This window comes from Pseudomonas sp. B28(2017), assembly GCF_002113025.1.
In the GTDB taxonomy this organism is placed as follows: domain Bacteria; phylum Pseudomonadota; class Gammaproteobacteria; order Pseudomonadales; family Pseudomonadaceae; genus Aquipseudomonas.
Genome location: NZ_NEJH01000004.1, coordinates 268609 through 293644 on the forward strand (window position 1 = coordinate 268609; position 25036 = coordinate 293644).

23 protein-coding genes and 1 other RNA gene are annotated in these 25036 nt (G+C 61.3%); 16 read left to right on the forward strand and 8 right to left on the reverse strand.

What is annotated here, in order from left to right:
• Window positions 1–8 precede the first annotated feature (8 nt).
• The 15 genes from ccoO (CAF65_RS13900) to CAF65_RS13970 all read left to right on the forward strand — a co-directional run bounded on the left by ccoO (CAF65_RS13900) (window position 9) and on the right by CAF65_RS13970 (window position 14264).
• Window positions 9–617, forward strand: a complete 609-nt coding sequence (gene ccoO, locus CAF65_RS13900; protein ID WP_085716778.1) for a cytochrome-c oxidase, cbb3-type subunit II — start codon at window positions 9–11, stop codon at window positions 615–617.
• Window positions 618–620: 3 nt separating this feature from the next.
• The gene (locus tag CAF65_RS13905; protein WP_085716780.1) at window positions 621–818 is read left to right on the forward strand and encodes a cbb3-type cytochrome c oxidase subunit 3; all 198 of its coding nucleotides are present in this window, start codon (window positions 621–623) and stop codon (window positions 816–818) included.
• Complete coding sequence (gene ccoP, locus CAF65_RS13910) at window positions 815–1768, forward strand: cytochrome-c oxidase, cbb3-type subunit III (protein WP_085716781.1); 954 nt, start codon at window positions 815–817, stop codon at window positions 1766–1768. The genes CAF65_RS13905 and ccoP (CAF65_RS13910) overlap by 4 nt, the downstream gene beginning before the upstream one ends.
• A 482-nt stretch (window positions 1769–2250) precedes the next feature.
• On the forward strand, window positions 2251–3690 hold the full coding sequence (gene ccoN, locus CAF65_RS13915; RefSeq protein ID WP_085716782.1) for a cytochrome-c oxidase, cbb3-type subunit I: 1440 nt from the start codon (window positions 2251–2253) through the stop codon (window positions 3688–3690).
• Complete coding sequence (ccoO, locus tag CAF65_RS13920) at window positions 3690–4298, forward strand: cytochrome-c oxidase, cbb3-type subunit II (protein ID WP_007905434.1); 609 nt, start codon at window positions 3690–3692, stop codon at window positions 4296–4298. Before ccoN ends, ccoO (CAF65_RS13920) begins: the two co-directional genes overlap by 1 nt.
• Before the next feature lie 5 nt (window positions 4299–4303).
• Window positions 4304–4489 carry a CcoQ/FixQ family Cbb3-type cytochrome c oxidase assembly chaperone gene (locus tag CAF65_RS13925; protein WP_003175465.1) on the forward strand — a complete coding sequence of 62 codons (186 nt, stop codon included), beginning with the start codon at window positions 4304–4306 and terminating at the stop codon, window positions 4487–4489.
• Window positions 4486–5463, forward strand: a complete 978-nt coding sequence (gene ccoP / locus CAF65_RS13930) for a cytochrome-c oxidase, cbb3-type subunit III (RefSeq protein ID WP_085716783.1) — start codon at window positions 4486–4488, stop codon at window positions 5461–5463. Before CAF65_RS13925 ends, ccoP (CAF65_RS13930) begins: the two co-directional genes overlap by 4 nt.
• A gap of 333 nt (window positions 5464–5796) precedes the next feature.
• Window positions 5797–7212: a cytochrome c oxidase accessory protein CcoG gene (gene ccoG, locus CAF65_RS13935; protein ID WP_085716784.1), complete on the forward strand. Its 1416-nt coding sequence runs from the start codon at window positions 5797–5799 to the stop codon at window positions 7210–7212.
• An 11-nt stretch (window positions 7213–7223) separates the two neighbouring features.
• A complete protein-coding gene (locus CAF65_RS13940; RefSeq protein WP_085716785.1) occupies window positions 7224–7763 on the forward strand; it encodes a FixH family protein in 540 nt (179 codons plus the stop codon).
• Between the two features lie 140 nt (window positions 7764–7903).
• The gene (locus tag CAF65_RS13945; RefSeq protein WP_085716786.1) at window positions 7904–10354 is read left to right on the forward strand and encodes a heavy metal translocating P-type ATPase; all 2451 of its coding nucleotides are present in this window, start codon (window positions 7904–7906) and stop codon (window positions 10352–10354) included.
• A 22-nt stretch (window positions 10355–10376) separates the two neighbouring features.
• Window positions 10377–10604, forward strand: coding sequence for a cbb3-type cytochrome oxidase assembly protein CcoS (gene ccoS, locus CAF65_RS13950; RefSeq protein WP_085716788.1), 228 nt, complete (start codon window positions 10377–10379; stop codon window positions 10602–10604).
• Window positions 10597–11280, forward strand: a complete 684-nt coding sequence (locus tag CAF65_RS13955; protein WP_085716789.1) for a sulfite exporter TauE/SafE family protein — start codon at window positions 10597–10599, stop codon at window positions 11278–11280. Before ccoS ends, CAF65_RS13955 begins: the two co-directional genes overlap by 8 nt.
• A 147-nt stretch (window positions 11281–11427) precedes the next feature.
• Window positions 11428–12810 (forward strand): oxygen-independent coproporphyrinogen III oxidase, encoded by a 1383-nt coding sequence (gene hemN / locus CAF65_RS13960; protein ID WP_085717055.1) that lies wholly within the window; start codon window positions 11428–11430, stop codon window positions 12808–12810.
• Window positions 12811–12900: 90 nt separating this feature from the next.
• On the forward strand, window positions 12901–13635 hold the full coding sequence (gene fnr / locus CAF65_RS13965) for a fumarate/nitrate reduction transcriptional regulator Fnr (RefSeq protein WP_007995802.1): 735 nt from the start codon (window positions 12901–12903) through the stop codon (window positions 13633–13635).
• An 80-nt stretch (window positions 13636–13715) separates the two neighbouring features.
• On the forward strand, window positions 13716–14264 hold the full coding sequence (locus CAF65_RS13970; RefSeq protein WP_085716790.1) for an adenine phosphoribosyltransferase: 549 nt from the start codon (window positions 13716–13718) through the stop codon (window positions 14262–14264).
• Window positions 14265–14407: 143 nt separating this feature from the next.
• Here the strand turns inward: CAF65_RS13970 and CAF65_RS13975 are convergent, their stop codons facing one another.
• The 5 genes from CAF65_RS13975 to dnaX all read right to left on the reverse strand — a co-directional run bounded on the left by CAF65_RS13975 (window position 14408) and on the right by dnaX (window position 20123).
• Window positions 14408–15556 carry an acyl-CoA dehydrogenase family protein gene (locus CAF65_RS13975; protein WP_085716791.1) on the reverse strand — a complete coding sequence of 383 codons (1149 nt, stop codon included), beginning with the start codon at window positions 15554–15556 and terminating at the stop codon, window positions 14408–14410.
• Between the two features lie 136 nt (window positions 15557–15692).
• Entirely contained in the window at window positions 15693–16295 is a 603-nt protein-coding gene (gene recR / locus CAF65_RS13980; protein ID WP_057396224.1) for a recombination mediator RecR, read from the reverse strand.
• 79 nt (window positions 16296–16374) lie between these two features.
• Complete coding sequence (locus CAF65_RS13985) at window positions 16375–17409, reverse strand: NADP-dependent oxidoreductase (RefSeq protein WP_085716793.1); 1035 nt, start codon at window positions 17407–17409, stop codon at window positions 16375–16377.
• 253 nt (window positions 17410–17662) lie between these two features.
• Window positions 17663–18001: a YbaB/EbfC family nucleoid-associated protein gene (locus CAF65_RS13990; RefSeq protein ID WP_007985911.1), complete on the reverse strand. Its 339-nt coding sequence runs from the start codon at window positions 17999–18001 to the stop codon at window positions 17663–17665.
• A gap of 67 nt (window positions 18002–18068) precedes the next feature.
• Complete coding sequence (dnaX, locus tag CAF65_RS13995; RefSeq protein WP_085716794.1) at window positions 18069–20123, reverse strand: DNA polymerase III subunit gamma/tau; 2055 nt, start codon at window positions 20121–20123, stop codon at window positions 18069–18071.
• A 123-nt stretch (window positions 20124–20246) separates the two neighbouring features.
• Here dnaX and CAF65_RS14000 point away from each other — a divergent pair, with 123 nt between their 5' ends.
• Window positions 20247–21044 (forward strand): ABC transporter substrate-binding protein, encoded by a 798-nt coding sequence (locus CAF65_RS14000; protein ID WP_085716795.1) that lies wholly within the window; start codon window positions 20247–20249, stop codon window positions 21042–21044.
• 62 nt (window positions 21045–21106) lie between these two features.
• On the opposite strand, the gene ffs is transcribed toward CAF65_RS14000, so the two are convergent.
• The 3 genes from ffs to ligA form a co-directional block, all read right to left on the reverse strand.
• An RNA gene (gene ffs, locus CAF65_RS14005) (signal recognition particle sRNA small type) lies at window positions 21107–21203 on the reverse strand.
• A 111-nt stretch (window positions 21204–21314) separates the two neighbouring features.
• A complete protein-coding gene (locus tag CAF65_RS14010; protein WP_085716796.1) occupies window positions 21315–22481 on the reverse strand; it encodes a putative zinc-binding metallopeptidase in 1167 nt (388 codons plus the stop codon).
• Window positions 22482–22658: 177 nt separating this feature from the next.
• Window positions 22659–25016, reverse strand: a complete 2358-nt coding sequence (gene ligA, locus CAF65_RS14015; RefSeq protein WP_085716797.1) for an NAD-dependent DNA ligase LigA — start codon at window positions 25014–25016, stop codon at window positions 22659–22661.
• Between the last annotated feature and the right edge of the window lie 20 nt (window positions 25017–25036).

Below are 25036 nucleotides of genomic sequence, written 5' to 3' on the forward strand. Positions count from 1 at the left end.
AGTCCGCCATGAAACACGAAACTATCGAGAAAAACGTCGGCCTGTTGCTGCTGCTGATGATCCTGGCCGTGAGCATCGGCGGCCTGACCCAGATCGTCCCGCTATTCTTCCAGGACGTGACCAACAAACCGGTGGAAGGCATGAAGCCCTACACCGCGCTGCAACTGGAAGGTCGCGACATCTATATCCGCGAAGGCTGCGTCGGCTGCCACTCACAGATGATCCGTCCGTTCCGCGCCGAGACCGAGCGCTACGGGCACTACTCGGTGGCCGGTGAAAGCGTCTGGGATCACCCGTTCCTGTGGGGCTCGAAACGCACCGGACCGGACCTGGCGCGGGTCGGCGCGCGCTACTCGGATGACTGGCACCGGGCACACTTGTACAACCCGCGCAACGTCGTACCTGAATCGAAGATGCCGGCCTACCCGTGGCTGGTGGCCAATCAGCTCGACAGCAGCCACACCGAAACCAAGCTGCGCGCCATGCGCACCCTGGGCGTGCCGTACACCGACGAGGACATCACCGGCGCCGTCGCATCGCTCAAAGGCAAGAGTGAAATGGATGCGCTGGTCGCCTACCTGCAAGTGCTCGGCACTGCCATCAAGAGCAAGAGGTGAGCCATGCCCTTTGAAGTCAGCACTGGAATGATCCGCGGCCTGGGCACGGTCGTGGTGTTCGTGGCCTTCGTCGGCCTGACCCTGTGGGTGTTCAACGGCAAGCGCAGCCCGGCATTCGCCGAAGCGCGCCTGCTGCCGTTCGCCGATGAGCCACAACCCGACATCACCGAAGAATCAGCAACAAGGAGTACCCGGCCATGACCACCTTCTGGAGTACGTGGATCTGCGTACTGACCATCGGCAGCCTGATCGGCCTGACCTGGCTGCTGATCGGCACACGCAAGGGTGAAACCAAGGGCAGCGTCGACCAGACCATGGGCCACAGCTTCGACGGCATCGAGGAATACGACAATCCGTTGCCGCAATGGTGGTTCATGCTGTTCGCCGGCACCCTGGTGTTTGCCGTTGGCTACCTGATCCTCTATCCCGGCCTGGGCAACTGGAAAGGCATCCTGCCCGGCTATGAAAACGGCTGGACCGGCGTGCACGAGTGGGAAAAGGAAATGGCCAAGGCTGACGCGAAGTTCGGGCCGATCTTCGCCAGGTTCGCGGCGATGCCCGTGGAAGAAGTGGCCAAGGACCCACAGGCGCTGAAAATGGGCGGCCGCCTGTTTGCCTCCAACTGCTCGGTGTGCCACGGCTCGGATGCCAAGGGTGCGTTCGGCTTCCCCAACCTGACCGACAGCGACTGGCGCTGGGGCGGCAGCGCAGAAACCATCAAGACCACCATCATGGGTGGCCGGATGGCGGCGATGCCGGCCTGGGGTGAAGTCCTTGGGGAAGAAGGCGTGAAGAACGTCGCCGCTTATGTGCGCCATGATCTGGCCGGCCTGCCGTTGCCTGCCGACAGCAAAGCCGACCTGCAGGCCGGACAGCAAGCGTTCAGTACCACCTGCGTCGCCTGTCACGGGGCAAACGGCCAGGGCACTGAAGCCATGGGCGCGCCGAACCTGACACACCCGACCGGCTTCATCTATGGCACCAGCCTGACGCAACTCGAACAAACGATTCGTCATGGTCGCCAGGGCCATATGCCAGCGCAAAACGAACTGCTCGGCAATGACAAAGTGCAACTGCTGGCCGCGTATGTGTACAGCCTGTCACACGGTTTGAATACCGAGCGCCTGCAGGCTGAAGACAACCGCGAATAAATCCCGACCGCTCTGCTGCCGCATTCTCCCGGATGCGGCAGTTCCCTGCCCCTTTGCGACCCATTGTCGCACCCTCGCGCAGACTTCCTTTCGGATCCCGGGATTCGGGTCTAAGCTTCCCCCGACGCGGACTGGCCGGTGCCGGTTCCAGGTCGACCCTGAACGATGTGTTCGACGAATCTGCCCGATGACAGGCCGCAAAGGCTGGTAGATACCGGCTGTCGCACCAATTGCCTTCGGTCAGCCAAACGTTGCATTTGAACACACCCCGTTACATCCGACCTGACCCCCTCGCCTGATCAGTCCGCCGGGATGTTTTGCCCGCGGGCAAATTTGTCCCTACGCGGCGCATGGAAAGGCCGCAGAATCAGCATTTGAAAGCATTGACCCAGGTCATGGCGCGTTGCAATGACCCCCTGCTTTCTCCATACTTGCGGCCGATTTTTAATCCTAATAAAACACCCAAACCGTGGAACCTTAGAATGAGCACAGCAATCAGTCCGACTGCTTATAACTATAAGGTAGTCCGCCAGTTCGCCATCATGACGGTGGTCTGGGGGATCCTTGGCATGGGGCTCGGTGTCTTCATCGCCTCGCAACTGGTCTGGCCGGAATTGAACTTCGGCCTGCCGTGGACGAGCTTTGGACGCCTGCGCCCGCTGCACACCAACCTAGTGATTTTCGCCTTCGGTGGATGTGCACTGTTTGCCACTTCTTATTACGTCGTGCAGCGAACCTGCCAAACGCGACTGATTTCCGACAGCCTCGCCGCCTTTACCTTCTGGGGATGGCAAGCGGTGATTGTCGGCGCGATCATTACCTTGCCGATGGGTTTCACCACCACCAAGGAATACGCGGAACTGGAATGGCCCCTGGCTATTCTGCTGGCCATTGTCTGGGTCACTTACGGTCTGGTGTTCTTCGGCACCATCGTCAAGCGCAAGACCAAGCACATCTATGTGGGTAACTGGTTCTACGGCGCGTTCATCGTCGTGACCGCGATGCTCCACATCGTCAACCACATGTCGCTGCCGGTCAGCCTGTTCAAGTCCTATTCGGCCTACTCGGGTGCGACGGACGCGATGATCCAGTGGTGGTACGGCCACAACGCCGTGGGCTTCTTCCTGACCACCGGCTTCCTGGGGATGATGTACTACTTCGTGCCGAAACAGGCCGAGCGTCCGATCTACTCCTATCGCCTGTCGATCGTGCACTTCTGGGCGCTGATCACCCTGTACATCTGGGCCGGTCCGCACCACCTGCACTACACCGCACTGCCGGACTGGGCTCAGTCCCTGGGCATGGCCATGTCGATCATCCTGCTGGCGCCAAGCTGGGGCGGCATGATCAACGGCATGATGACCCTGTCGGGCGCCTGGCATAAGCTGCGCACCGACCCGATCCTGCGCTTCCTGGTGGTGTCCCTGGCGTTCTACGGCATGTCGACCTTCGAAGGCCCGATGATGGCGATCAAGACCGTCAACTCGCTCTCGCACTACACCGACTGGACCATCGGCCACGTACACGCCGGCGCTCTGGGCTGGGTGGCGATGATCTCGATCGGCGCGATCTACCACATGATCCCGAAACTGTTCGGTCGTGCGCAGATGCACAGCACCGGCCTGATCAACACGCACTTCTGGCTCGCGACCATCGGTACCGTCCTGTACATCGCTTCGATGTGGGTCAACGGCATCACCCAAGGCCTGATGTGGCGTGCAATCAACGACGACGGCACCCTCACCTACTCGTTCGTCGAAGCGCTGCAAGCCAGCCACCCTGGCTTCATCGTTCGCGCCCTGGGCGGTGCGTTCTTCGCCACCGGCATGCTGTTCATGGCCTACAACGTTTTCCGTACCGTACGCGCCTCGAACCCGGCAGAAGCTGAAGCCGCCGAACAGATCGTAGTTGGAGCTCACTGATGAAGCATGAAGCAGTCGAGAAGAATATTGGCCTGCTGGCCTTCTTCATGGTCATCGCCGTCAGCGTCGGCGGCCTGACCCAGATCGTTCCGCTGTTTTTCCAGGATGTCACCAACAAGCCGGTCGAGGGCATGAAGCCTCGCACCGCCCTTGAACTGGAAGGCCGGGACGTTTATATCGCCAACGGTTGTGTGGGTTGCCACTCGCAGATGATCCGTCCGTTCCGCGCCGAGACCGAACGCTACGGCCACTACTCGGTCGCCGGTGAAAGCGTCTGGGACCACCCGTTCCTGTGGGGTTCCAAGCGTACCGGCCCGGACCTGGCCCGCGTTGGCGGTCGTTACTCCGATGACTGGCAGCGTGCGCACTTGTACAACCCGCGCAACGTAGTGCCTGAATCGAAAATGCCGGCCTACCCGTTCCTCGTGGAAAACAAGCTCGACGGCAAAGACACCGCCAAGAAAATGGAAGTGTTGCGCACGCTCGGCGTTCCTTACACCGACGAAGACATCGCCGGTGCGAAGGATGCCGTGAAGGGCAAAACCGAAATGGACGCGCTGGTGGCCTATTTGCAAGGCCTGGGCACCATCATCAAAAGCAAACGGTGATCTAAATGGATATCGGGATGATTCGTGGCCTGGGCACCGTAGTTGTCATGGTGGCCTTCATCGGACTGGCACTGTGGGTGTTCAGTCCCAAGCGCAAGTCGGAGTTTGAAGACGCGACCTTGCTGCCTTTCGCGGATGATCCCGAAGCCATCAAGCACGTCGAGCAAGCTTCTAGGAGTAACAAAGAATGACTACATTCTGGAGTCTGTACGTCACAGTCCTCAGTCTCGGTACGATCTTTTCCCTGACCTGGCTGCTGCTGTCGACCCGCAAGGGCCAGCGCGCAGAGCAGACGGACGAGACAGTCGGGCACTCCTTCGACGGGATCGAGGAGTACGACAACCCGCTGCCGAAATGGTGGTTCATGCTGTTCGTGGGCACCATCGTCTTCGCATTGGGCTACCTGGCGCTGTATCCGGGCCTGGGTAACTGGAAAGGCCTGCTGCCGGGTTACGGCTACCTCGACAACGAGAAGCAGACCCCGTTCGCCAACGGCCAGACCGGCTGGACCGGCGTTCACGAGTGGGAAAAGGAAATGGCCAGGTCGGACGCCAAGTTCGGTCCGATCTTCGCCAAGTTCGCGGCCATGCCAATCGAAGAAGTGGCCAAGGACCCGCAAGCCCTGAAGATGGGTGGCCGCCTGTTCGCCTCCAACTGCTCGGTTTGCCATGGTTCCGACGCCAAGGGCGCCTATGGCTTCCCTAACCTGACCGACGCCGACTGGCGCTGGGGCGGCGAGCCGCAAACCATCAAGACCACCATCATGGGCGGCCGTCATGCCGTGATGCCAGCGTGGGCTGAAGTGATTGGCGAGCAAGGTGTGGCCGACGTGGCCGCGTTTGTCCTGACCAACCTCGATGGCCGCAAGCTGCCAGAAGGCACCAAGGCCGATCCGGCTGCCGGGCAGAAACTGTTCGCCACCAACTGCGTGGCGTGCCACGGTCCGGAAGGCAAAGGCACGCCAGCGATGGGCGCACCTGACCTGACTCACCCTGCCGCGTTCATCTACGGTTCGAGCTTCGCTCAACTGCAGCAGACCATCCGTTACGGCCGTCAGGGCCAGATGCCTGCACAAGAACAGCTGCAAGGCAACGACAAGGTTCACCTGCTGGCCGCTTACGTCTACAGCCTGTCTCACGGTGAGAAGGCAGCGGACGCCCAGTAAGGCAAACGCTTGAAGCAACAAAAAACGGCCCCGCCAATGTGAATTGGCGGGGCCGCTCTGTTTAAGGCCAGGTGCCGACCTTCAGATGTTCAATCGCAAAGAGCGCTCATGAAGGGAAACAGGATTGAAAGCCCCACCCCGAAAACTCGTCCATAATTCTCAAGTCAATTGATTCAAGTCATTACACCATCAATTGATTTTACCAAACGTGACCAAAGGTCGCACCCGCAGGCCAGAGCGACAGGCGTATCATTGAGCCACTGCAACACCCCTTTTTGACCTCGGTCGGCACGTACTGACCGAGGCATTTTTCCACTGCCGTGGGATGCAATGATGAGCAACCAGATTCCGGTACACGACATCACTCCACCCAACAAGAACGCGAACAACAGCGTCGACCTCTACGCCTCCAGAGAAAAAATCTACACCCGTGCCTTCACCGGCCTGTTCCGCAACCTGCGGATGACCGGCGGTGCCGTGTTGTTCCTGCTGTATTTCGGCACTGTGTGGCTGAACTGGGGCGGCCATCAGGCGGTCTGGTGGAACCTGCCGGAGCGCAAGTTCTTCATTTTCGGCGCCACCTTCTGGCCCCAGGACTTCATCCTGCTGTCGGGCATGTTGATCATCGCCGCGTTCGGCCTGTTCTTCATCACGGTCTATGCAGGCCGGGTCTGGTGCGGTTACACCTGCCCGCAGAGCGTCTGGACCTGGATTTTCATGTGGTGTGAAAAGGTCACCGAAGGCGACCGCAACCAGCGCATCAAGCTCGACAAGGCGCCCATGAGCGCCAACAAGTTCCTGCGTAAATCCAGCAAGCACGCCATGTGGCTGCTGATCGGCTTCGTCACCGGCATGACCTTCGTCGGCTACTTCTCGCCGATCCGCGAATTGACCATCGACTTCTTTACCGGGGAAGCGGATGGCTGGTCGTACTTCTGGGTCGGTTTCTTCACCCTTGCCACTTACGGCAACGCCGGCTGGTTGCGCGAACAGGTGTGCATCTACATGTGCCCGTACGCACGCTTCCAGAGCGTGATGTTCGACAAGGACACCCTGATCGTCTCCTACGACCCGCGCCGTGGCGAGTCCCGTGGCCCGCGCAAAAAAGGTATCGACTACAAGGCCCAGGGCCTGGGTGACTGCATCGACTGCACCATGTGCGTCCAGGTCTGCCCGACCGGCATCGACATCCGCGACGGCCTGCAAATCGAATGCATCGGTTGCGCCGCCTGCATCGATGCATGCGACGCCATCATGGACAAAATGGAATACCCGCGCGGGTTGATCAGCTACACCACCGAGCACAACCTGTCCGGGCAGAAAACCCATAAACTGCGCCCGCGCCTTATCGGCTATGCCGTGGTGCTGCTGGCGATGATCAGCTTGCTGGTGACCGCATTCTTCATGCGCTCGCTGGTGGGTTTCGATGTCAGCAAGGACCGCGTGCTGTACCGCGAGAACGCCGAAGGCCGGATCGAAAACGTCTACAGCCTGAAAATCATGAACAAGGACCAGCGCGACCATACCTACGTGCTCGAAGCCTCTGGCCTGCCGGATCTCAAATTGCAGGGCCGGCGCGAGATCAAGGTCGCGGCCGGCGAGATCGTCAGCCAGCCTGCCGAGCTGTCCGTCGCACCGGAAAAACTGCCGTCGAGCACCAACGAGGTGAAATTCATCCTCAAGGATGCCGATGACGACAGCGTCCACATTGAAGCCAAGAGCCGGTTCATCGGCCCACAGAATCGTTGAGAGAACTGAACATGCCCGCAGCAACTGCCGCAAGCCCCTGGTACAAGCACCTCTGGCCATGGATCATCATCGGGATCCTGGCCTGCTCGGTGGCCCTGACCTTGTCCATGGTGACCATCGCGGTGAACAACCCGGACAACCTAGTCAACGACAATTACTACGAGGCCGGCAAAGGCATCAACCGCTCCCTCGACCGTGAGCTGCTGGCCCAGACCCTGAAAATGCGCGCCAGCGTTCATCTCGATGACTTGACCGGCGAAGTTGACCTGCGCCTGAGCGGCGAGAGCCAGCCCAAGACCCTGGAACTGAACCTGATCTCGCCGACCCAACCGGAGAAGGATCGCAAGATCACCCTGAGTCGCAGCGAAACCGAACAGGGCCGCTACATTGGCCAGTTGAGCGACAAGATCGAAGGCCGGCGTTTTGTCGAATTGCTCGGTACTCAGGACGACCACATCTGGCGCATGTTCGAAGAGGAACCGGTCAGCCATGACAAGGATCTGCTGCTGGGCGACGAACCGCTGCAAGGCGCGGAAGACCTGAAGAAGTAAAACCGCGCTTCGCGCATCGCGAGCAGGCTCGCTCCCACAGTGGATCTGCTGTGTACCGGAATCCTGTGCACGACACCGATCAAATGTGGGAGCGAGCCTGCTCGCGATGAGGCCCTCCCGGACGATGTAGACTCCACCTCATGACAACCCCATTCCCCTGCTATCACTGCGCCCTGCCCGTCCCGACCGGCAGTCGCTTCACCGCCGTCGTGCTCGGGGAGTCCCGCGAATTCTGCTGCCCGGGCTGCCAGGCCGTGGCCGAGGCCATTGTCGCCGGCGGCCTGGAAAGCTATTACCAGCACCGCAGCGAAGCCTCGGCCAACCCCGAGGCGCTGCCGGTGCAACTGGTGGACGAACTGGCGCTGTACGACCGCGCCGATGTGCAGCAGCCCTTTGTCCGCCACGATGGCGAACTCGCCGAAACCACGCTGTTGATGGAAGGCATCAGTTGCGCAGCCTGCGGCTGGCTGATCGAAAAACACCTGCGCACCTTGCCGGCCGTGGCCGAAGCGCGCCTGAACCTGTCCAACCACCGCCTGCACGTGCGCTGGAGCGATGCACAATTACCGCTGAGCCAGGTACTCAGCGAACTGCGCCAGATCGGTTACGCCGCACACCCGTATCAGGCCGACCGGGCCAGCGAACAACTGGCCAGCGAAAACCGCCTGGCCCTGCGCCAGCTCGGCGTGGCTGGGCTGCTGTGGTTCCAGGCGATGATGGCAACCATGGCCACCTGGCCTGAATTCAACATCGACCTCAGCCCTGAACTGCACACCATCCTGCGCTGGGTCGCCCTGTTCCTCACCACCCCGATCGTGTTCTACAGCTGCGCGCCGTTTTTCAAAGGCGCCATGCGCGATCTGCGTACCCGCCACCTGACCATGGACGTTTCGGTGTCGCTGGCCATCGGCAGCGCCTACATTGCCGGGATCTGGACGTCGATCACCGGGGTCGGCGAACTGTATTTCGATGCCGTCGGCATGTTTGCCCTGTTCCTGCTGGCCGGGCGTTATCTGGAACGGCGCGCCCGCGAGCGCACGGCCGCCGCTACCGCACAGCTGGTGAATCTGTTGCCTGCCTCGTGCCTGCGATTGGCACCCGACGGCCAGAGCGAACGCATTCTGCTCAGTGAACTGCGTGTCGGCGACCAGGTGCTGGTTCATCCCGGTGCCATTCTCCCGGCTGACGGCAAGATCCTCGACGGTCAGTCGAGTGTCGACGAATCGCTGCTGACCGGCGAATACCTGCCGCAACCACGCACCCTCGGCGATGCGGTCACCGCTGGCACCCTGAACGTCGAAGGCGCGCTGACCGTCGAGGTTCAGGCCCTGGGCCAGGACACTCGCCTCTCGGCCATCGTTCGCCTGCTCGATCGTGCCCAGGCCGAAAAGCCGCGACTGGCGGAAATCGCCGACCGCGCCGCGCAATGGTTCCTGCTGTTGTCGCTGATCGCTGCCGCCGCAATTGGCCTGCTGTGGTGGCAACTGGATGCCTCGCGTGCCTTCTGGATTGTGCTGGCGATGCTCGTGGCGACCTGTCCGTGCGCCTTGTCGCTGGCGACGCCGACCGCCCTCACCGCGGCCACCGGCACACTGCACAAACTCGGCCTGTTGCTGACCCGCGGCCATGTCCTGGAAGGCCTGAACCAGATCGACACGGTGATTTTCGACAAGACCGGCACCCTTACCGAAGGGCGCCTGGCGCTACGCTCGATCCGCCCGCTCGGCGCGCTCGACAGCGATCGATGCCTGAGCCTCGCCGCCGCCCTGGAAAACCGCTCCGAACATCCGATCGCCCGTGCTTTCGGACGCGCGCCACTGGCCGCCGAAGAAGTCCACAGCACTCCGGGCCTTGGCCTGGAGGGGCTGGTCGAGGGGCGACGCCTGCGCATCGGCCAACCGCGTTTCGTCTGCGAACTCAGCGGCGCCGGGGTGCCGTCGATACCCGAGGAAGCCGGCCAATGGCTGCTGCTCGGCGACAGCCAGGGACCGCTGGCCTGGCTCGTCCTCGATGATCGCTTGCGTGCCGATGCGCCCGCATTGCTGGCCGCGTGCAAGGCGCGTGGCTGGCGCACGCTGTTGTTGTCCGGTGACAGCTCGCCGATGGTCGCCAGCGTGGCAGCGCAACTCGGTATCGATGAAGCCCGCAGCGGTTTGCGTCCGGACGATAAACTGCAGGTCCTGCAACGACTGCACAAAGAAGGTCGCAAGGTGTTGATGCTCGGTGACGGGGTCAATGACGTGCCGGTACTGGCGGCTGCGGATATCAGCGTCGCCATGGGCTCGGCCACCGACCTGGCGAAAACCAGTGCCGATGCCGTGTTGCTGTCCAACCGCCTTGACGCGCTGGTGCAAGCTTTCAGCCTGGCGCGGCGCACCCGTCGGATCATTATCGAGAACCTGCTGTGGGCCGGGTTGTACAATGGCCTCATGTTGCCCTTCGCCGCCCTCGGCTGGATCACGCCGGTATGGGCTGCAGTGGGCATGTCGATCAGTTCGTTGACCGTGGTGTTGAACGCGCTGCGCCTGACTCGAATGCCGAGCGCGCCCACCCTCTCCGCCACGCCAGAAACCCGCCCGCTGCCGGCCTGAGCCGCACGGGCATGGAGTCCAGATGCCAGCTCTTTACGTGATGATTCCCGCTGCGCTGCTGATCGTGGCCATCGCCGTCTATATCTTCTTCTGGGCGGTCGACAGTGGTCAGTACGACGACCTCGACGGCCCGGCCCACAGCATCCTGTTCGACGACCAGGACCCGAACCACACCGCCGCCGTCGATGAGGCCAGCGGTCAACCAACCAATCCGGCCAAACCGCAAGACAAGGCCCCACCCCATGCTTGAGTTTGCGCCCCTGCTGGTGTCTGCGGTGATCCTCGGCTTGCTTGGCGGCGGCCATTGCCTGGGCATGTGCGGCGGCTTGATGGGCGCGCTGACCCTGGCGATTCCCAAGGAACAACGCAGTCGCCGCTTTCGCCTGCTGCTGGCCTACAACCTGGGGCGGATTCTGAGCTATGCCTGCGCCGGACTGCTGATCGGTCTGGCCGGATGGGCCGTGGCCAGCAGCCCGGCGGCGATGTTCATGCGTATCCTCGCCGGACTGCTGCTGGTCGCCATGGGCCTGTACCTGGCCGGTTGGTGGAGCGGCCTGACCCGTATCGAAAGCCTCGGTCGAGGCTTGTGGCAGCACATCCAGCCAGTCGCCAACCGGCTGCTGCCGGTATCGAGCGTTCCGCGCGCGCTGCTGTTGGGTGCACTCTGGGGCTGGCTGCCGTGCGGCCTGGTCTACAGCACCTTGTTATGGTCAGCCAGTCAGGGCAACGCGCTGGACAGTGCATTGTTGATGCTCGCGTTCGGGCTCGGCACCTGGCCGGTGCTGCTGGCGACAGGCCTTGCCGCCGAGCGCATCACCGCGCTGTTGCGCAAACGCAGCGTGCGGATGGCCGGCGGGATGCTGGTGATGTTGTTTGGTCTCTGGACCTTGCCGGGGCCGCATCAGCATTGGCTCATGGGGCATTAAACCGGCGGCGCGCCCATCGCGAGCAAGCTCGCGATGAGGCCCTCACAAACGACAAAGATTCTGACCTTGATGCAAATCAAGATCCCCCAACCCGCCCTCGCATAAAGTGGCTGACACTGCCAGCCTATCCGGGGGAATGCCCGCATGATGCTCGACGCCATTCGTTGGGACACCGATCTGATCCGCCGTTATGACCTGGCGGGACCGCGCTACACCTCGTACCCGACCGCCGTGCAATTCAACAGCCAGGTCGGCACCTTCGACCTGTTTCACGCCCTGCGCGACAGCCGCAAGGCCCAACGCCCGCTGTCGCTGTACGTTCACGTGCCGTTCTGCGCGAACATTTGCTATTACTGCGCCTGCAACAAGGTGATCACCAAGGATCGCGGCCGGGCGCAGCCGTATTTGCAGCGCCTGGAACAGGAAATCCGCTTGATCGCCTGCCACCTCGACCCCACGCAGAAAGTCGAGCAACTGCACTTCGGTGGCGGCACGCCGACCTTTCTCAGCCATGACGAACTTCGCCAATTGATGGCGCACTTGCGCAAACACTTCAATTTGCTGGACGACGACTCCGGCGACTACGGCATCGAGATAGACCCGCGCGAGGCCGACTGGTCGACCATGGGCCTGCTGCGCGAACTGGGCTTCAATCGGGTCAGCATCGGCCTGCAAGACCTCGACCCGGCGGTCCAGCGAGCGGTTAACCGCCTGCAAAGCCTGGAAGAAACCCGCGCAGTGATCGACGCTGCCCGCACCTTGCAGTTTCGCTCGATCAACATCGACCTGATCTACGGCCTGCCGAGACAGACGCCGGAGAATTTCGCCCGCACCGTCGACGAGGTCATCCGCCTGCAACCGGACAGATTATCGGTGTTCAACTACGCCCACCTGCCGGAACGCTTCATGCCGCAGCGGCGCATCAACAGCGATGAACTGCCGACGCCCGCGCAGAAACTGGAAATGCTGCAGCGCACCATTGAGCAACTGACCACTGCCGGCTACCGCTACATCGGCATGGACCACTTCGCCCTGCCCGATGACGAGCTGGCGATTGCCCAGGAAGAATCGACCCTGCAACGCAATTTCCAGGGCTACACCACTCACGGCCACTGCGACTTGATCGGCCTCGGCGTCTCGGCAATCAGCCAGATCGGCGACCTTTACTGCCAGAACAGCAGCGACCTGAACCACTATCAGAACGCCCTTGCGTCAATGCAGCTGGCCACCAGCCGCGGCCTGCTATGCAATGCCGATGACCGGCTGCGGCGCGCGGTCATCCAGCAGTTGATCTGCCATTTCAGCCTCGAATACGCCAACATCGAACAGGCCTTCAACATCGATTTTCAAGGCTACTTCGGCGAACTCTGGCCCCAACTGCAAGACATGGCAAAAGACGGGCTGATCGAGCTCGATCGCGACAGAATCACCATCCTGCCTACCGGGCGACTGTTGGTGCGCTCGGTGTGCATGGTTTTCGACGCGTACCTGGAACAACACAGTCGCCAGCGTTTTTCACGCGTAGTCTAATTCTGCAAGCAAACGCCCCAGACTGGCCTCGATATCCTATGGTGAGTTACCCTTACGTCTTATGTGTGAATTCCCACAAGGATTGAAGAAATGTCCGAGCCAGTAAAACTGCGCGCTCATAATCAAGCCCATTGCAAGGATTGCAGCCTGGCCCCTCTTTGCCTGCCACTTTCGCTGAATCTGGAAGACATGGATGCGCTGGACGAAATCGTCAAACGTGGCCGGCCTTTGAAAAAAGGCGAATTTCTGTTTCGTCAGGGCGATACCTTCGATTCTGTTTATGCAGTCCGCTCTGGCGCCCTCAAGACCTTCAGCCTGAGCGACACCGGTGAAGAACAGCTCACCGGTTTCCACCTGCCCAGCGAACTGGTCGGCCTGTCGGGCATGGACACCGAAAAGCACCCGGTGTCGGCACAAGCCCTGGAAACCACCTCGGTGTGTGAAATCCCCTTTGAACGCCTCGACGAACTGGCCCTGCAACTGCCGCAGTTGCGCCGTCAGTTGATGCGCGTGATGAGCCGCGAAATCCGTGACGATCAGCAGATGATGCTGCTGTTGTCGAAAAAGACCGCCGACGAACGCATCGCCACGTTCCTGGTCAACCTCTCGGCACGTTTTCGCGCCCGGGGCTTTTCCGCCAATCAATTCCGCCTGAGCATGTCGCGTAACGAAATCGGCAACTACCTGGGCCTGGCGGTAGAAACCGTGTCCCGCGTCTTTACGCGCTTCCAGCAAAACGAACTGATCGCGGCAGAAGGCAAGGAGATCCGGATTATCGACCCGATCCAGCTGTGTGCCCTGGCCGGTGGCTCACTGGAAAGCTGAATCAAACCGTTGCGGCTGAGCGAAACGGTTCAGCCGCCGTTATACTGCGTCGTTTGCAGCCCTGCCAGGATTCTCCGACTATGGCCTTCGACTCCTTCGACATCAAATCCCTGATACGCCCTGTGATCGACTTCCCGAAACCGGGTGTGATCTTTCGCGACATCACCCCGCTGTTCCAGTCGCCCACGGCCCTGCGCCTGGTGATGGACAGCTTCGCTCACCGTTACGTCGAGGCTGACTTCACTCATATCGGCGCCATGGATGCCCGTGGTTTCCTGATAGGTTCGGTACTGGCCTATCAATTGAACAAGCCGCTGGTACTGTTTCGCAAGCAAGGCAAGCTGCCGGCTGAGGTGCTGGCCGAAGGCTATGCGACCGAATACGGCGAAGCCTTCCTGGAAGTGCACGCCGACAGCCTGTGCGAGGGGGATTCGGTGGTGATGTTCGATGACCTGATCGCGACCGGCGGCACCCTGATTGCCGCTGCAAACCTGATCCGCCGCATGGGCGCCCGGGTGCATGAAGCGGCGGCGATTATCGATCTGCCGGAACTGGGTGGCTCGCAGCGTCTGGAAGACATGGGCATTCCTACGTTCTGCCTGACGCAGTTTGCCCTGACCGATAAATAAGCGGCGCCTGGACCGGCGCCATTCGCGAGCAGGCTCGCTCCCACGTTGACCGCGTTCTGTCAGGAAGAATGCAATCTTCTGTGGGAGCGAGCCTGCTCCGGGCGGCGATCCGACGAAGGCGTCAGCCGCTACACCGCAATAACTCAAAGTCCCATCTGCTTGCTGATGATCTCGTTCATCACTTCCCGCGTCCCGCCGCCAATCGACAGGATCCGGTTGTCGCGGTACAGCCGCTCCACCAGACTCTCGCGCATGTAACCCAGCCCACCGAGTATCTGCACCGCATCGGTGACGATCCGGTCTGCCGTATCCGTCGCAAAGTTCTTGGCCATGGATATCTCCTTGATTACGCTCTGCCCCGCCGCCATTTTCGCGGCCTGGCGGTAAGTGAACTCCCGGGACACTTCCAGCCCGGTCGCCATCTCGGCGAGACGATGCCTGATCACCTGAAACTTGCCGATCGGCTTGCCAAAGGCTTCACGCTGGCGCGCCCACTTCAGGCTCTCCTCCAGCGCCAGTTGTGCGGTCATGTTGGCCATCAATGCCAGGGCCAGGCGTTCGCTCTGGAAATTGCCCATGATGCAGGCAAAGCCCATGTTCTCGGCGCCTATCAGGTTTCCTGCGGGCACCCGGCAATCATCGAAGAACAGTTCAGCCGTGTCCGACGCCCACCAGCCCATTTTCTTCAGTTGCCGTCCTACGGTGAAACCGGGTGTGCCTTTCTCGATCAGTAACAGGCTAATGCCAGCGAAACCTGGCTCGCCCGTGCGCACCGCGACGGTATGGAAATCCGCGCGCACGCCGCTGGTGATAAAGGTCTTGCTGCCACTGACCCGGTAAAAATCACCCTCTCGTACCGCACGGGTTTGCAGGTTGGCAACGTCGGAGCCGCCACCGGGCTCGGTGATGGCCAGGGCGCTGATCTTCTCTCCCGACAGCACCTGCGGCAGCACACGATCACGCACTTCGGGCCGGGCCCACTTGAGAATGGGCGGCAAGCCGATATCCAGTGAGCCCAGGCCGGCAACCAGGCCGCCTGAGCCGCAGCGCATCAACTCTTCACTGGCGGCAACCTTGGCGAACAGATCCCCTTCGTGGCTGCCTCCGTAGACCTCCGGGTAACCGATGCCGAGAATCCCGGCCGCGCCGGCCTTGAGGTAGAGCTCGCGAGGAAAGCTTTCGGCTTCTTCCCACTGCTCGATATCAGGAAGAATCTCGCGCTCGACGAAACGTCTGACGCTGTCACGGACCAATTGGTGGCTGGGGTCGAAGTATTCCTGAAAGGCAGGCATCGGCGAGCTCCACTGAAGGGGTCAGTGAAGTTAACCGAGCGCTTGCTTGGTTTTCAACAGGATTGTGTGAACTCGACAGACCGCGGCACGCCTTTCGCGAGCAGGCTCGCGAAGACGTCAGCCCGGACAACACAAATTACAAAGTGATCGGCTTGCGCCCGGCAAACGAATGCGCCAGCGTGCCGCCATCGACCAGTTCCAGCTCGCCACCGAGCGGCACGCCATGGGCGATACGCGAGGCGATCAGGCCTTTGCTGCTGAGCAATTGGGCGATGTAGTGCGCTGTGGCTTCACCTTCCACGGTCGGGTTGGTGGCCAGGATGACTTCGGTGAAAGTGCCGGCCTCTTCGATCCGTGCCATCAATTGCGGAATGCCGATGGCTTCCGGCCCCAGGCCGTCGAGCGGCGACAGATGGCCCTTGAGCACGAAATAGCGCCCGCGGAAACCGGTCTGCTCCACTGCATAGACGTCCATCGGGCCTTCCACCACGCAGAGCAAGGTGTCGTCGCGACGGGTATCGGCGCATTGCGGGCACAGATCATCTTCTGTCAGTGTACGGCACAAGCGGCAGTGGCCGACCCCTTCCATGGCCTGGCTCAGGGCCAGCGCCAGTCGTGAGCCGCCGCTGCGGTCACGTTCGAGCAACTGCAACGCCATGCGCTGGGCGGTTTTCTGACCCACGCCTGGCAAAATTCGCAGGGCGTCGATCAGTTGGCGAATCAAAGGGCTGAAGCTCATGGTGGAAAAGTCCGACAAATCAACGAGACGCGGTTTATACCCGCGCCTCGGTTGAGCGTCAAATTGCAGCGTCAATAACTCAGTCCCGGGAAACCCGAACCACCAGTTTGCCGAAGTTGCGCCCTTCCAGCATGCCGATGAACGCATCGGGAGCCTGCTCCAGGCCATTGACCACGTCTTCGCGGAATCTCACCTTGCCATCGCGTACCCAGGGCGCCATGGCACTGAGGAATTCCGGCTGGCGATCACCATAGTCATCGAACACGATGAAGCCCTGGATGCGTACCCGCTTGGTCAACAAGGTGCGCTGCAACAGTGGCAGGCGATCCGGTCCGCTCGGCGTTTCATAGGCGTTATAGGAGGCAATCAGGCCGCAGAGTGGAATCCGTGCCTTGGGATTGAGCAACGGCACCACGGCGTCGAACACTTTGCCGCCGACGTTTTCATAATAAATGTCGATGCCTTTGGGACAGGCGTGTACCAGTTCTTCAGCAAAGTCGGGGCTCTTGTGGTCGATGCAGGCGTCGAAACCCAATTCGTCGACCACATACCGGCACTTGTCCGCGCCGCCAGCCACGCCGACCACACGCAGCCCCTTGATCTTCGCCACCTGGCCGACCACCGAGCCCACCGCGCCGGACGCCGCTGCAACCACCAGGGTTTCGCCGGCCTTGGGCTGGCCGATGTCCATCAGGCCCATGTACGCGGTCATGCCCGGCATCCCCAGCACCCCAAGGGCCATCGACGGACTTGGCAATCCCGACGGCACCGGGATGATGCTGCGTCCGTCATTGATGCTGTGGCTCTGCCAACCGGTGGTACCAACCACCAGATCACCTTCCTGAAATTTCGGATTGAGCGATCGCTCGACCCGGCTGACAGCGCCCCCGGTCATGACTTCGCCGATTTCCACCGGCGCAGCGTAGGAAGGTGCATCGCTCATGCGTCCGCGCATGTAGGGATCCAGCGACAGGAAAACAGTCTTGAGCAACACCTGACCGTCGGCCAGATCCGGCAGCGCCACCCGCTCCATACGGAAGTTTTCCGGCGTTGGCGCGCCTACCGGGCGAGAAGCCAGGACAATGCGTTGATTGAGGGTCATGGGGTCGGACATGGCAGCGTCTCCTGTGATCGATGGGGCTCGGTGATATAGGAAGCAGACCTGTGTGGCGGTATGGCGTTCGATGTTTACGAGGCGACTTCATCGCGGGCAAGCCCGCTCCCACAAGATTCGCGGCATTCGCAAAACCTGAGGGACCGAGCTCACGATGACGGCATTCCAGACACTACATCTCCAATGCCGGAAAACAAAAATGCCAGGCGCAATGCCTGGCATTTTTGTAGCTCATCTGCCGCCTGAAGGCGAATCAGAATGGCAGTTTCATGCCCGGCGGCAGTTGCATGCCGGCTGTCATGCTGCCCATTTTTTCCTGGCTGTTGGCTTCGATCTTGCGCACGGCGTCGTTGACGGCGGCAGCGACGACCGCTTCCAGCATTTCCTTGTCGTCCTCGCTCAGGCCTTCAACCAGGCTTGGGTCGATGGTGACGCTCTTGACGTCATGGCGACCGGTCATCACCACGGTGACCATATCGCCACCGGCCTTACCGGTGACTTCGGCGTTGGCCAGTTCTTCCTGCATCTTGGCCATTTTTTCCTGCATCTGCTGCGCCTGCTTCATCAGGCCGGCCATGCCACCTTTCATCATGGTAATCACCTCAAAAGTACTTGGATCAAAACAGCGCCCGGCCCATGCGGCCGAGCACCCTCAGTTATTAGCCCTGAGTGACCAGGGCGTCGACAGGCTCAATAGTATCGTTACGGATCACCGCACCGAACTGCTGCATCATTTGCTGGATGAACGGATCACCGTGGATCGATTCCTCCGCCTCGCGCTGACGGTCGGCGCGGCGGCGCGAAGCCGCCTGTGCCGGGGTTTCCTGCTCGGGCTTGATCAGCTCGATGTTCAGGGTCAGCGTGCGCTGGTGATACTGGTTCAGCGCATCGTTGAGACGACGCTGCTGAGTGGCGTTGAACAAGGCGCTGTGGGCCGGGTCCAGGTGCATCAGCCAATTGTCGCCATCCACCGCGATCAGCGTGCAGTTGGCGGCGATACTGCCGGTCATGCCGGAAATCGGCAATTTCGGGAACAGCTCCAGCCATTGCAGGGCCAGGCCGGTGGCCGGCATTGCCGCGGGCTCAGGCTCGGGCTCCGGAGCCGGGTCAGCGGCATGCTCGCTGGCCAGTTCGTCGAGGTAACTGTAGGCCGAATCCATGTCCGGCTCGATGTAATCCTCGTCCAGCGGCGGCTCGTCATCCAGGTCCATGCCCGGCGTCGCGGCATCGACGTCGGCCACCGAAGGTTCCGGGATCGGCGCGGCGGCCCACTCCGGGGCGTCCGGCACCACGCTGTCCGGCGTTGGCGACGGCATCGGTGGTAATTCAGGTTGTTCGCTGGCGGTTTCCAGTACGGGCTCCACCGCCGGTTGCTGAATGGGCGCGGGCTCGACCGGGTCATTCCATGGCAGGTCGACAACCTCTTCGACCACCTCCGCTTCAACCACAGGCACAGGCGCAGGTTCTGGCACAGGTACGACGACCGGCGCTGCCGCAGCCGCTATTGGTGCAACGGCCGCAGCGACTACCGGCGCAACAACCGGCGCGGCAGCCACTGAATTTGCGGAATCAACTGTGGCCCGGCTGATCCCCACTGGCTTTAGCGGTTGCCTTGGGGCATCCGCGGTGTCTGCGGGCCGGAACGCCAGCATCCGCAGCAATACCATTTCAAAACCGCCCCGGGGATCCGGCGCCAGCGGCAAGTCGCGGCGGCCGATCAGGCCCATCTGGTAGTAGAACTGCACGTCTTCGGCCGGCAACGCCTGGGCCAGTGTCAGCACGCGATCACGGTCGCCATGACCGTTATCGACACCTTCCGGCAACGCCTGGGCGATGGCAACGCGGTGCAGCACATTGAGAATTTCCGAAAGCACGCCATTCCAGTCCGGACCCTGTTCGGCCAGGTGGCGGATGGCTTCGAGCAACGCCTTGGCATCGCCTTCGATCAACGCATGCAGGACGTCGTAGACCTGCCCGTGATCGAGCGTCCCGAGCATCGCCCGCACGTCGGCGGCCAGAACCTTGCCTTCACCGAAGGCAATGGCCTGATCGGTCAGACTCATGGCATCGCGCATCGATCCGTCGGCGGCACGGCCCAGCAACCACAGCGCATCCTCTTCGAACGGCACATTCTCGGCACCCAGCACGTGGGTCAAGTGCTCGACAACGCGTTCCGGCGTCATATTCTTCAGGGAGAACTGCAGGCACCGCGACAGAATCGTTGCAGGAAGTTTCTGCGGGTCGGTGGTCGCCAGGATGAACTTGACGTAGGGTGGCGGCTCCTCAAGGGTTTTGAGCAGCGCGTTGAACGAATGGCTGGAGAGCATGTGCACTTCGTCGATCAGGTAGACCTTGAAGCGCCCGCGGCTCGGGGCGTACTGCACGTTGTCGAGCAATTCGCGTGTATCTTCGACCTTGGTACGGCTCGCGGCGTCGATTTCGATCAGGTCGACAAAGCGGCCCTCGTCGATTTCGCGGCACACCGAACATTCGCCGCAGGGGGTCGAAGTGATACCTGTTTCACAGTTCAGGCATTTGGCAATGATCCGCGCGATGGTGGTCTTGCCGACCCCACGGGTACCGGTAAAGAGGTAGGCGTGGTGCAGCCGCTGGCTGTCCAAGGCATTGATCAGAGCCTTGAGCACATGGGTCTGGCCGACCATTTCGCGGAACGAGCGCGGACGCCATTTACGTGCAAGAACCTGATAACTCATCGAAAACCGTCGCAGCGAAGGAAGCAGAAGCGGCTAATGCTAGCGGAGCAAGGCACAAATTGCATCCGGTGCGCTCGTGTATTCTGGCCAAGCTGCACATCAGGGGCTTTTAACGGAGTGTTTATGAGGCTGGCCATGGGGGCATTGCTGTTGATCAGCCTGGACGGAGCGGCCGCGCCAGCACCGCTGCGCTTCGTGATAAGCGACAGTTGGACCATGCCCATGGTGCAACTTGAACGGGGCAAACCGACCCAGGGCATCCTGTATGACGTGATGCTCAGTCTCGCGACCCAGGTCGGCTTACCGGCCGAATTCCATGTATTGCCCCGCGGGCGAGTGCAAAGCGCCATGGAGCAAGGCGAGGTCGATGTCCGCTGTTATGCCGCGCAATCGTGGCTGCCCCGACAGTCCGGCGACTACATCTGGAGCATCCCGCTCTTTACCCAGCCCGACCTGTTGGTCGCCCGGCATGCGCAGCCCGACGCCGTGAACCCGGCGGATCTGCCACACCAGTCCATCGGTACCGTGCTGAGCTACAGCTACCCGGCCCTGCAACCGCTGTTCGACACCGATCGGTTACAGCGCGACGACGCACGCAGCCAGGAACAGGTGCTGGAAAAACTCCTCGCCGGCCGCAACCGCTATGCCGTCAGCAATCGATGGAGCCTGGACTGGTTCAATCAGCGCCTGCTGCCGGAGCAACAATTGCACAGTGTGGCGGTGCTGCAAGAGCAGAGTGTCGGCTGCTACGTACGCAACGACCCGCAAGTGCCGGCGGAACGCATTCTGCGCACCCTGGTGCGGATGAAGATGTCCGGGGAGATCAATGCGACAGTTCGGCTGTATATCGGTGGCGAGCCTGCGGCTGTGGATAAATCGGAAACGACGAAAAACCGCCCCGGACAAGATCCTGGCAGCTAGCAAAAAGGGGGGGGGTCAGAAAGATAACGTGAGAGAATACTCACGTGGCGTTAAGGTGGTAACCCCACCAGCCACACCCCGGCACACAATGTCACCGCTGCGGCTGCTCCCTTCCAGGCCTGACCGGGTTCACGGCTGATCGTTGCGGGGGGACCGATGGGGTCACCATAACGACACTCACCTGTCGGCGAGCCGCGCCATTGTACCTATCTGAGGCGAAGTTACAACCGTTGGATGCGGATTAAAAATATGAGGGGGTTCAAGCACTTGCTATTGCGCCTGCAGCACCTCGTCCGCCCTGCCGCCCTCCTGCTGAATCACCAGGTGGATAAAGTGCAGCCTGGCAATCACCGCCGGCGGCAGGACGAACGGATAGAAATCCGGCTGCCCCATGCTGCGCGATAGCTCATTGAGCATGCCCGCCAGCTCGATCCACGCGTTGACGAACGACAGAAAAGCCGCACCACCGGGATGCTGTGGATCATAGAGGGTTTCAGGCGGAAACGGCCGATAGTCGAAATCCATGTCCCGGGCGCTCATGCCAAAGCCCAGCGCAGTGTCCACGGCATCCATCATGTGCAGGTAATGCGCCCAGGTTTCCGCCCAGTCTTCCCATGGGTGCATGGTCGCGTAGGCGCTGACGTAGTGCTGCTGCCAGTCGAGCGGCGCGCCCTGCTGATAATGTCGCTCGAGGGCTTCGGCATAGCTGGCGCGCTCATCGCCGAACAACCGGCGAAAGGGTTCCAGCCAATGGCTACTGGCGATCAAGCGGTCCCAGTAATAATGTCCGACTTCGTGACGAAAATGCCCGAGCAGCGTGCGATAGGGTTCGTGCAATTGCGCCCGCACCTGCTCGCGGTGCGCGTCGTCGGCTTCCTTGATATCGAGGGTGATCAGGCCATTGGCATGCCCGGTGGTGGGCGGTTTGCCTGCGAGGTCCATGCCGATGAAATCGAAGGCCAGGCCGGTCTCTTCATCGACTGTCTTGGGAGCCACCGACAACCCCAGGCTGACCAGTTGCGCGACCAGGCGCCGCTTGGCGGTTTCCACCTTGCGCCAGCGATCGTGGTTGTCGGCTATCGACAGATCGGGAATGGTGCGATTGAGACTGCAGGCAACGCACAAGATCTCGTGATCATTGGCAGGTAGCAACCAATTACAGGCCGCCGGGGAGTCGAGGTTGGCGCAACGTCGAAACAGGCCAGTCTCCGGATCGACATCAAGCAGCCAGGTGCCCGCTTGCACACCCGGTTGCAGTGAGGACAATCGACTCTGCTCCGGCTGATAACCCAACGCCGCCGAACAGGCCAGGCACTGGCTGTTGCGAAAAAACAGCGACTGCCCGCAACGACACAGCCAGACCTTGCCGCTGCGCGAACTTTCGCCCATGAACGGCGCGGCGATGCGCGAGCTGAGCTGTTCGAAGAAACGGTACATGGCGATCTCTCCCTAGGCTTGCCAAGACTAGATCATTCCCCAGTGGTGATCGTTCCCGTTTTCTGCGGGGCTGTTGAAATCGTCTTCGCGAGCAGGCTCGCACCCACAAAGTAACTGGGCGTTCCCGGCAGCTGTGTCTGGCCGAGATCCCCCGGGGGAGCGGGCTCGCGAATGCTGTCAGATCGAAATGCCGTGATCCTTCAGGAAGCTGACAAACGCCTCTTCATCCAGCACCTTCAGCCCCAGCTCATTGGCCTTGGTCAACTTGGAGCCCGCGCCGGGCCCAGCCACCACGCAATGGGTCTTGGCCGATACCGAACCGGCGACCTTGGCCCCCAGGCTTTCGAGCTTGTCCTTGGCCACATCGCGGCTCATCAGTTCCAGCGAGCCGGTCAGCACCCAGGTCTGCCCGGCCAGTGGCAAGCCTTCGACGAGCTTCTTCTCACTCTGCCAGTGCATGCCGAAATCAAGCAGTTGCTTCTCGGCCGCTTCGGCCAATTGGCGATTTTCCTCGACCGCAAAGAACTCGCGAACCGAATTGGCCTGTTTCTCTGGAAGAGCCTGGCGCATATCGAGCCAATCCGCGCCGATCACCGCCTGCAGCGTGCCGAATTTGTCTGCCAGCTTCTGCGCCCCGCCCGGCCCCACCGAAGGGATGTGCAATTTGTCGAGGAAACCACCCAAGGTAGTACTGGCCGCAAACTCAGCGCCAAGCTCGCCCTGGTCCTGAATCTGCATGCCATGCTTGAGCAAATCGGCGATCACCTGTTGGTTGTGCGCGTCCTCGAAGAAGCTGTGGATCTCGTACGCGACTTCCAGCCCGACGTCCGGCAAGTACGTCAGCACCTGTGGCAAGGCCTGCTGCACCCGCTCCAGCGAACCCAGGGAACGGGCCAATACCTTAGCCGTCTCCTCGCCGACATCGGGAATGCCGAGGGCGTAGATGAACCGCGCCAGGCCCGGCTTCTTGCTGTCTTCGATGGCGCCGAGCAGGTTCTTGCTCGACAGCTCGGCAAAGCCTTCCAGGTCGACGATTTGCTCGAACGTCAGGGCGTACAGATCGGCCGGCGAACTCACCAGGCCTTCGTCCACCAGTTGCTCGACACTCTTCTCCCCCAGGCCCTCGATGTCCATGGCGCGCCGGGACACGAAGTGAATGATTGCCTGTTTCAATTGTGCGCCACAGGCCAGACGGCCGACGCAGCGATAAACCGCGCCTTCGCTGATCGTCTCGCGGCCCTTGCTGCGCTTGATCAGTTGCGTGCGCTCGACATGGGAACCGCACACCGGGCACTGCTCGGGAATCTGCACCGGCCGGGCGTTTTCCGGACGACGCTCAATGACCACTTGCACCACTTGCGGAATCACGTCACCTGCACGACGGATGATCACCGTGTCACCGATCATCAGGCCCAGGCGCGCCACTTCATCCATGTTGTGCAGCGTGGCGTTGGCCACCGTGACACCGGCGACCTTGACCGGTTTCAGACGCGCCACCGGCGTCACCGCACCGGTGCGGCCGACCTGGAACTCCACATCGAGCAGTTCGGTGAGTTCTTCCATCGCCGGGAATTTGTGGGCAATGGCCCAACGCGGCTCACGGGCACGAAAACCCAGTTCGCGCTGGGAGGCAATGCTGTTGACCTTGAACACCACGCCGTCGATTTCATAAGGCAGTGCGCTGCGCCGCTCACCGATGTCGCGGTAGTAATCCAGGCATTCGGCGATACCCTGCGCCAGTTTCAGCTCATGACTGATCGGCATGCCCCAGGCCTGGAGCTGCTGCAAATTGCCAACGTGCGTATCGGCAATGTCCGCCGACACCTGGCCGATGCCATAGCAGCAGAACTCCAGCGGGCGGTTGGCGGTGATCTTCGAGTCCAGCTGGCGCAAACTGCCTGCCGCCGCGTTGCGCGGGTTGGCGAACGTCTTGCCACCGACTTCCAGCTGCGTGGCGTTGAGCCGCTCGAAACCGGCCTTGGACATGAACACTTCGCCGCGCACTTCCAGAGTCGCCGGCCAGCCAGTACCGTGCAGCTTGAGCGGAATGTTGCGTACCGTGCGCACGTTGACGCTGATGTCTTCGCCCGTCGTACCATCGCCGCGGGTCGCACCGCGCACCAGGATGCCATCCTGATACAACAGGCTGACGGCCAGGCCATCGAGCTTGGGTTCACAGCTATATTCAACGGTTGCGCCGCCACCGAACAGGTCGCCCGCCGGCAAATCCAGGCCTTCGGTCACCCGACGGTCGAACTCGCGCATGTCGGTTTCTTCGAAGGCGTTACCGAGACTGAGCATCGGCACTTCGTGACGCACCTGGGTAAACGCCGACAGCGCCGCGCTGCCCACTCGCTGGGTGGGCGAGTCGCTGGTGATCAGTTCGGGATTGGCCGCTTCCAGCGCCTTGAGCTCGTTGAACAAGCGATCGTATTCGGCGTCCGGAATGCTCGGCTCGTCGAGCACGTGGTAACGATAGTTGTGCTGATCCAGCTCAGCGCGCAGCTCTAAAATACGGTTCTTGGCGGCGGTCATGGGTGTTCTCTCATAAAGCA

Excerpts from the sequence above, each read along its gene's own strand:
- ccoN (WP_085716782.1), top strand. The coding sequence starts at position 2,251 with ATGAGCACAGCAATCAGTCCGACTGCTTATAACTATAAGGTAGTCCGC.
- ccoG (WP_085716784.1), top strand. The coding sequence starts at position 5,797 with ATGAGCAACCAGATTCCGGTACACGACATCACTCCACCCAACAAGAAC.
- CAF65_RS13945 (WP_085716786.1), top strand. The coding sequence starts at position 7,904 with ATGACAACCCCATTCCCCTGCTATCACTGCGCCCTGCCCGTCCCGACC.
- recR (WP_057396224.1), bottom strand. The coding sequence starts at position 16,295 with ATGAGCTTCAGCCCTTTGATTCGCCAACTGATCGACGCCCTGCGAATT.
- ccoP (WP_085716781.1), top strand. The coding sequence starts at position 815 with ATGACCACCTTCTGGAGTACGTGGATCTGCGTACTGACCATCGGCAGC.
- ligA (WP_085716797.1), bottom strand. The coding sequence starts at position 25,016 with ATGACCGCCGCCAAGAACCGTATTTTAGAGCTGCGCGCTGAGCTGGAT.
- ccoO (WP_085716778.1), top strand. The coding sequence starts at position 9 with ATGAAACACGAAACTATCGAGAAAAACGTCGGCCTGTTGCTGCTGCTG.
- CAF65_RS13905 (WP_085716780.1), top strand. The coding sequence starts at position 621 with ATGCCCTTTGAAGTCAGCACTGGAATGATCCGCGGCCTGGGCACGGTC.
- CAF65_RS13955 (WP_085716789.1), top strand. The coding sequence starts at position 10,597 with ATGCTTGAGTTTGCGCCCCTGCTGGTGTCTGCGGTGATCCTCGGCTTG.
- fnr (WP_007995802.1), top strand. The coding sequence starts at position 12,901 with ATGTCCGAGCCAGTAAAACTGCGCGCTCATAATCAAGCCCATTGCAAG.
- CAF65_RS13940 (WP_085716785.1), top strand. The coding sequence starts at position 7,224 with ATGCCCGCAGCAACTGCCGCAAGCCCCTGGTACAAGCACCTCTGGCCA.
- CAF65_RS13975 (WP_085716791.1), bottom strand. The coding sequence starts at position 15,556 with ATGCCTGCCTTTCAGGAATACTTCGACCCCAGCCACCAATTGGTCCGT.
- ccoO (WP_007905434.1), top strand. The coding sequence starts at position 3,690 with ATGAAGCATGAAGCAGTCGAGAAGAATATTGGCCTGCTGGCCTTCTTC.
- hemN (WP_085717055.1), top strand. The coding sequence starts at position 11,428 with ATGCTCGACGCCATTCGTTGGGACACCGATCTGATCCGCCGTTATGAC.
- dnaX (WP_085716794.1), bottom strand. The coding sequence starts at position 20,123 with ATGAGTTATCAGGTTCTTGCACGTAAATGGCGTCCGCGCTCGTTCCGC.
- CAF65_RS13925 (WP_003175465.1), top strand. The coding sequence starts at position 4,304 with ATGGATATCGGGATGATTCGTGGCCTGGGCACCGTAGTTGTCATGGTG.
- CAF65_RS14000 (WP_085716795.1), top strand. The coding sequence starts at position 20,247 with ATGAGGCTGGCCATGGGGGCATTGCTGTTGATCAGCCTGGACGGAGCG.
- CAF65_RS13970 (WP_085716790.1), top strand. The coding sequence starts at position 13,716 with ATGGCCTTCGACTCCTTCGACATCAAATCCCTGATACGCCCTGTGATC.
- ccoP (WP_085716783.1), top strand. The coding sequence starts at position 4,486 with ATGACTACATTCTGGAGTCTGTACGTCACAGTCCTCAGTCTCGGTACG.
- CAF65_RS13990 (WP_007985911.1), bottom strand. The coding sequence starts at position 18,001 with ATGATGAAAGGTGGCATGGCCGGCCTGATGAAGCAGGCGCAGCAGATG.
- CAF65_RS13985 (WP_085716793.1), bottom strand. The coding sequence starts at position 17,409 with ATGTCCGACCCCATGACCCTCAATCAACGCATTGTCCTGGCTTCTCGC.
- CAF65_RS14010 (WP_085716796.1), bottom strand. The coding sequence starts at position 22,481 with ATGTACCGTTTCTTCGAACAGCTCAGCTCGCGCATCGCCGCGCCGTTC.
- ccoS (WP_085716788.1), top strand. The coding sequence starts at position 10,377 with ATGCCAGCTCTTTACGTGATGATTCCCGCTGCGCTGCTGATCGTGGCC.